The organism is Bryocella sp. (assembly GCF_058498515.1).
This window is the reverse complement of record NZ_JBMHYI010000009.1, coordinates 21,724-28,308: the sequence shown is the minus strand read 5'-3', so window position 1 is coordinate 28,308 and position 6,585 is coordinate 21,724. Positions and strand designations below refer to the sequence as shown.

5 protein-coding genes are annotated in these 6,585 nt (G+C 62.6%); 1 reads left to right on the top strand and 4 read right to left on the bottom strand.

Features of this window, described 5'->3' with window-relative positions; translation table 11 throughout:
* Positions 1 to 901 (bottom strand): beta-L-arabinofuranosidase domain-containing protein (locus AC5E6W_RS02640; RefSeq protein WP_491750703.1); only part of this gene is annotated, 901 nt, incomplete at its 3' end.
* A 38-nt stretch (positions 902 to 939) separates the two neighbouring features.
* On the opposite strand from AC5E6W_RS02640, the gene AC5E6W_RS02635 reads away from it, so the two are divergent.
* Positions 940 to 2,760, top strand: coding sequence for a DUF885 domain-containing protein (locus AC5E6W_RS02635; protein ID WP_491750702.1), 1,821 nt, complete (start codon positions 940 to 942; stop codon positions 2,758 to 2,760).
* A 257-nt stretch (positions 2,761 to 3,017) separates the two neighbouring features.
* Here AC5E6W_RS02635 and AC5E6W_RS02630 read toward each other — a convergent pair whose 3' ends face one another.
* From AC5E6W_RS02630 to AC5E6W_RS02620, 3 genes are all read right to left on the bottom strand, one after another.
* Complete coding sequence (locus AC5E6W_RS02630) at positions 3,018 to 4,436, bottom strand: hypothetical protein (protein ID WP_491750701.1); 1,419 nt, start codon at positions 4,434 to 4,436, stop codon at positions 3,018 to 3,020.
* A gap of 168 nt (positions 4,437 to 4,604) precedes the next feature.
* Positions 4,605 to 5,642, bottom strand: a complete 1,038-nt coding sequence (locus tag AC5E6W_RS02625; RefSeq protein WP_491750700.1) for a molybdopterin-dependent oxidoreductase — start codon at positions 5,640 to 5,642, stop codon at positions 4,605 to 4,607.
* Entirely contained in the window at positions 5,639 to 6,553 is a 915-nt protein-coding gene (locus AC5E6W_RS02620) for a cytochrome b/b6 domain-containing protein (RefSeq protein ID WP_491750699.1), read from the bottom strand. Before AC5E6W_RS02620 ends, AC5E6W_RS02625 begins: the two co-directional genes overlap by 4 nt.
* Positions 6,554 to 6,585 lie beyond the last annotated feature (32 nt).

Genomic DNA, 6,585 nt, shown 5'->3' with positions numbered 1-6,585 from the left:
GGCCCGCCAGGTGCTCGTCGCACGAGAACATCCCGCTCGGCATGCCGTGGTATTGATCGAGCGCCCCAAGCTGCCGGAAGAACCGTTGCCGCTCCGACGCATCTCCCGTCAGCCGATACTGAACCGCCGTAACCTTGAGCGCCTGCCCGTTATTGACGCCATGGCTCTCAAGCCCCGCAGCCGCCTTACTGGTCACCCCCGTGTACTCAAAGTCCGCAAAATCCGCCTCCCAGTCATACCCTTGGTGCTTCAACAACGCCGCGAGCTTCAGCAGATCGGCGTCGTGTGTGCGCTCATACAGCCACTCCACGACCAGCACCTGATCCTGCCAACGAAACCTGCCCCACTCCTTCAACGGCCGCGCCGGCAGCTGCGCAAGCTGATAGCGAAAGTACTTCGTCAGCGCGGGCACAACGCGCGCGTCGCCGGTCGCCTCGTGCCACTGCGCCAATGCCTTTACCATCACCATGCGTGGCCACCAGTCATCGTTCGTCGCCGGCCCAATCATTCCGTTTGCAGCCTGGTGCGTCAGCGTCCAATCGACAAAGCGCTTCGCCTTCGCCCTCAGCACCTCATCGTCGAGCAGCACAGCCAGCGGAATCAGCCCATCGAGAAAGTAAGGCCCGCGCTCCCAGCTCTCGCCCGTTCCGCCCAGCCATCCACTGTTCGGCCCCACGTCCGCCCACGTCTCGTCAAGATGTCCACCCAGCCCATCTGCCTGTGTCCGCAGCTGTCGCAGCAACCAACCTGCTGGCCGAACCTCCCCCAGCGGCAGCGGCTGAAACGCACCCGGCATGAGCGGCGGCTTCGCACCTTGCCCCATACCGTGCTTCCAGGCGCTCCCTGCAACCACAGCGGCTCCGGCGACCTTCAACGCCTCCCGCCGCGACATCTTCCCCATACGCACCTCGTACTACACCCCAACCTACGCCCGCTCTTATGGATCCGCAACCTCACACATTCCTGGTCGCAAGCGGCAATCCCTCTGCTACCCTCAACCCCATGCGCTCATCCTTCGCCGCTGCCCTTCTGCTCTCCTCTGCCGCCGCCATCGCCCAGGTCAACACGCCGCTCGCCGACCGCCTCGCCGCGCAAAATGCCCTCTTCGAAGACTCCTGGCAGACCACTCTCAAGCTCTCGCCGCTACTCGCCACCAACGTCGGCGACTATCGCTACAACGACCAGCTCGGCGACTACTCGCTCGCCTCGATCGAGAAGCGCCACGAGCTCGACCAGCAGTGGCTCACCCGCATTCAGGCCATCTCGCCCGACGGCTTCACCGAGCAGGATCACCTCTCGCACGATCTTTTCGTTCGCAACATCCAGCAGCGTCTCGCCGACTTCAACCTCAAAGAATACGAGATGCCCATCAACTCGCAGGGAGGCATCCACACCAGCCTCGCCGACCTGCCACTGTCCGTCCCCTTCGACTCCGTCAAGCACTATGAGGACTACATCGCGCGTCTGCATGAGATCCCCACCGCCTTCACCCAGGTCGAAGCCGTCCTCCGCGCCGGTGTCGCCGACCACCTCGTCCCCGTCAAGTTCCTCGCCGCCAAGATCCCAGAGCAGTGCGACGGCATCATCACCGCCGATCCCTTCCTGCTGCCGCTGAAGAAGTTCCCCGCCTCCTTCACCGAAGCCGAGAAGCGCAAGCTCACCGCACAGATCAACGAAGCCGTCACCAACGTCGTCCTGCCCGCCTACAAGCAGTTCGCCGCCTGGACCCAGACCAACTACATCCCCTACGGCCGCACCCAGCTCTCCATCGAGTCGCTCCCGGACGGCAACAAGCGGTATCAGAACGACATCCATCGCCTCACCACGACCAATCTCACCCCCGCGCAGATCCACGCCATCGGCCTCAGCGAGTACGACCGCATCGTCGGCGAGATGACCGCGCTTGCGAAGAAGAACGGCTACGCCGATCTCGCCAGCTTCCGCAAGGCCATCGAGTCTGACCCCAAGTATGTCCCGCACTCCGAAGAGCAGATCGTCGAAGACTTCCGCCACTACATCGCGCAGATGCGCCCCAAGCTGCCTGAGCTCTTCACCGTCATTCCGGCTGCGCCGGTCACTGTCGAGCCAATCCCCGCGTTCCAGTCCGCCGCGGCGACGCACTATCAATCCGGCACGCCCGATGGCAAGCGGCCCGGCCGCGTCTCCGTTGCGGTCTCGGACTTCGCGCAGCGGTCGTTGATCAATGACGAGGCGGTTGCCTACCATGAGGGCATCCCCGGCCACCACATGCAGATCTCCGTCGCCCAGACCATCCCCGGCCTGCCCGAGTTCCGCAAGCATGGCGGCAACTCCGCCTACGCCGAGGGCTGGGCGCTCTACGCCGAAGAGCTCGGCAAAGAGGTCGGCTTCTATCAGGACCCCGGCTCCGACTACGGTCGCCTGCGCTCGGAGCTCTTCCGCGCCGTCCGCCTCGTTGTCGACACCGGCATCCACGACATGAACTGGTCCCGCGATCAGGTCGTCGACTACATGCGCAAGTCCGGCGCGATCGACGAGCCCACCATCCAGTCAGAGACCGACCGCTACATCTCCTGGCCCGGCCAGGCGGACAGCTACAAGCTCGGCCAGCTGAAGATCCGCGAACTCCGCGAGCGCGCCAAGCAGCAGCTCGGCCCACGCTTCGACATCCGCACCTTCCACGATGAGGTCCTCAACGGCGGCAACCTGCCGCTCGACTTACTCGAAGCCCGCATCAACCACTGGATGGCCGAACAGAAGGGCACCACCGCCAAACACTGAAGCTCGTGCTCCCTACGCCTAGGGCCTGTGGATGCGCGCTGATCTTGTATAAAGCCGCGATTCCACGGGCCGCGCAGAACGATGTTTAGGCTGTTCAGTGGGAGAGTGGGGCTTCAGCCCACGACTCGATCACCCGCAAGCAACAGGGCTTTAGCCCCGGCTTCGTTTGTTGCGCGTCGAAACGACTTTCCGCAGCCTGTTCCGTCGTACCGTAGTGGAGGTTACCGATACGACATCGGCACCTCCACCAACTTTCCCTACCGCTCCAACCCCCACTCATTCACCCAATGAAACCCGCGTTCAAGCAGCGGATAATGCGCCATCACCGGCTCTCTCGTAAACGAAACAGTCTCCGCCACAAACGGCTTCGCCCTCGGGTCCGGCTTGGCCTTCGGATCGGGCTTCGGCGCCCGCGAGACCAGCACCAGGTGATTCGCGTCCGGCAGGTTGATCCCGTACATCATCGGCTCGCCGTCGCCGTAGACGATCATCGTATCGGCCTGCTTGTCGATCTGCAGCCCAGTCCGCCACAACGCCAGATCGGTCGACCGCCGCAATGCCCGGCCCACCGTGTCGATGTAGAGGTCCGTCGTCGGCAGCCCTTCGCCGGTCAGAAACGGGCCTGTCGCCGGATGTGCCGCATCCAGGTGCCACGCGCCCAGCAGAGGCGACGTCTCCTTGGCATCCGCGTGCCGATGCTTCCAGCCCATGCCATCGTAGTAGGCCAGCGTGAGGAAGAACCCGCAGGCCAGCACAATCTCCACCGTCTTCGTCGCAATCCGGAAGCCCTTGCGCTTCACCGGCGGAATCCAGATTCCCGCGGGCGCTGAAGGCTTGTGCAGCCAGAAGAAGTCGAACAACGGCCGCAGATCCGGCAGGATGATGAACACCTGGGCAAGCAGCAGGTTCGCCGCGAATAGCTTCACCGGCACATCGAAGAACATGTTGTACAGCAGCACGTTCGTCATCACGAACGCCGAGAGCAGCGCCCCCGCGAGCGCCGTCCGCCGGAACAGCACCATCACGCCGCCCAGCACCTCCGCGCCTCCGCACACCATCTCGTAGCCGGGGTTGAGCCCGAGCATAGCCCAAAGAAACGTCATCGGCGACATCTGCCCGACCGGTTCGTTCAGGATGCCAATCGAGATCGGCGCCATCTGCAACGGGTAGAGCTTGGCAAAGCCGTAGTTCAACATGAAGAAGCCAACGGTAAGCCTCACCCCAAACCGCAGCCACGCATACAGCGTTCCGTACTCCACGCGGCGATTTCCGCCAAGCGCGGCAACCAGCGTCCACAGCAACCCACCCCCGACCGCAGTCACGACAAAGACGAGCTGCAGCACCCAATCCATCGCCGTATCGCCCGACCCGGTCGGATGAAACGTGCCGACCCATCCGCTTAGGTGAAACACATGGTGCCCCACCCAGAGCGCCACCTGCTGCAACGGCCAAGTCGACCATCGATCGAAGAACTCGCCGACCACGGGGAACACCGAGAAGATGCTCCCATTGCCATACATAAACATGAAGATGAAGAAGTAGAGAAACGCGACCCGAAACAGGATCCGGTTCAGCATCGTCCAGTGCACCCGCACGGGCTCCGGGCCGACCGGCTCAACGGCCTCTTCACGAACAGCTACGCGGGCGGACAGAGATTCATCCAGGCTGGTTTCCAAGTCAGAACCTCGGCGAGTCAAAGATCGGGGTTCTTGTCATTCTTCTCGCCGCTCGCTCGCACGTCAACGCAAATCCGCAGTACAAGCGGCCACGCCACGCCGTATCTGCTCTTGTCGCTTCTTATCCGTTGTATCCGTGTCCTCACCTGTCCTTCGACCGGACAGCCACTAAATCCCGGCATACCAGTCGTATCCAAGCTTCGTCCAGTAGTCGTCCGGCTTGTCATCCGTATAAGCGATCAGCCCGATCCGCTTGATCTGCTTGTATCCATACTTGATCGGCATGTGCAGGCGCATGGGCGCACCATGCCACTGCGCGAGCGGCCTGCTCGCCATCTGCGTCACCAGCGTACTCTGCGGATGCAGGCAGTCCTGCAGATGAAACCCGACGTAGTAATCCCCGTTCGGCGTCTCCATGTAGACGTACTTCGGCAGCTCGCCCTTCGCGTTTTTCGCTGGCGGATACGCCGCGATAAACTCGCGCAGCGGCACCCCCGCCCAGTGCACGATCTCGCTCCAACCCTCGATGCACTTGAACTGTGTCACCAACTCGCGCTGCCCGAGCCTGGTCACATCCTCCATCGTCAGCAGCAGACCCGGCGTCCCCGGGTCGAGCCCTGAATCGCTCTCGCCGGCCTCTTCCATCCCACGCGGCGGACGCCCGCTGTTATTTTCATCCGCCCCATTCGGTGCATCCGCAAACATCTTCGCAATCTTCGCGTCCGCGCCTCCGGCCCCCGAGCCAGCCGCCGCGCTCGCCTTGGCCTCGTCCTTCGGATTCACCTTCGTGTCATGCCCCTGGTACGCACCGTCCGCGGCCTTGTACCTGTACTCCCAGGCCGTCACGTCCTTCACAGACTGCGGCAAACCCTCCGCGCCATCGACTCCCACCACCTGCAGCCTGTAGCTTTCGGGCACCAGGTCCTGCTTCAGCCCATAGTTGCCGTTGATCCGCAGTTCACGCGACTTTGAAACCGGATACGTCGGCGCTAAACCACGCTCGTCAAAGACCCCGCGCGCAACCTTCGCATTGAAGTTGAGCGCCTCGCGCAGCGGCCCCGGGAGCATCTGGTTTGGTTTCGCCCGTGCAATCCACTCGTAGAACTCATATCCGCCGAGCGCCCCCAACCCGGCTACCAGGAAGCTGCGCCGCGTCCGCCGCGCACTCGCCTTCTTCACCTCTTCATCTGACGAGTAACTCTTCAAAACCTGCTCCGTTCCGCTTCGAGCGAAGGCTCGTCGCGCCGCCGCATCTCATAGCCGCTCACCATCGCACGAAAGTTGTTCCAGCCCGCCATGATCACCTGCCCAACGTGCACGAGGAAGAACGCACAGAAGCCAATCGTCAGCCAGAAGTGCAGCCAACGCGCCATCTCATACCCACCCAGCACCGACGTCAGCCAATGCGCCTCGGTCGGCTTATAGATCGCGAGCCCCGTCACCAGCGAACCCAGCCCCATCACGATCACGCTCGTATACGCGATCCTCTGCGCGCCGTTGTACTTGGTCTGCGGCGGCAATCCCTTGCGCAGGTGCAGGTCGACCAGCATCACCTGGATCGCCTCCACCAGCGACGTGCGTGTCGGCACCATGAACCTCCACTCCTTCGACCAAAGCAGGAATCCAACGTACGCGATCCCGTTCAGCGCAAAGAGCCACATGAAGAAGAAGTGATACCCCAGCCCCTGGGTCACGTGATACGGCACATCCAACCACCTGTAAAACCAATCCGGAAAAAACCGAAACACCGTCACCGGCCCCAACCCGAGCCGATACACACGATGCGGATGCTGATACGCATTATCCGAGTCGTTCCAGTAGATCAGCAGCCCGCTCCAGATCATCGTGAACAACACCGGGAAGTTGATCCAGTGCATCCAGCGAATCGCCAGCGGATGTTTCCGCTCAAGGACAAGCGATGGCTCGGCCACGACCATCATCTCGGCCAACGGCTCAACCTGAGGCTCAGCCTCGGCAATGGCGGCCACATCCGGAGTACCCACCAGCGGAATTGCCTCGCCGACAGCATGCGTCACCGCCTCGTCCGCCTCGAGCTCAGGCGCGGCCGGTGTTTCAGGCTCTTCAGCGGTTGCGTTCTCTGGAACTTCCTCGTGCATCGCGTGCTCTCTCCGACCAGCCAGCGTTGATG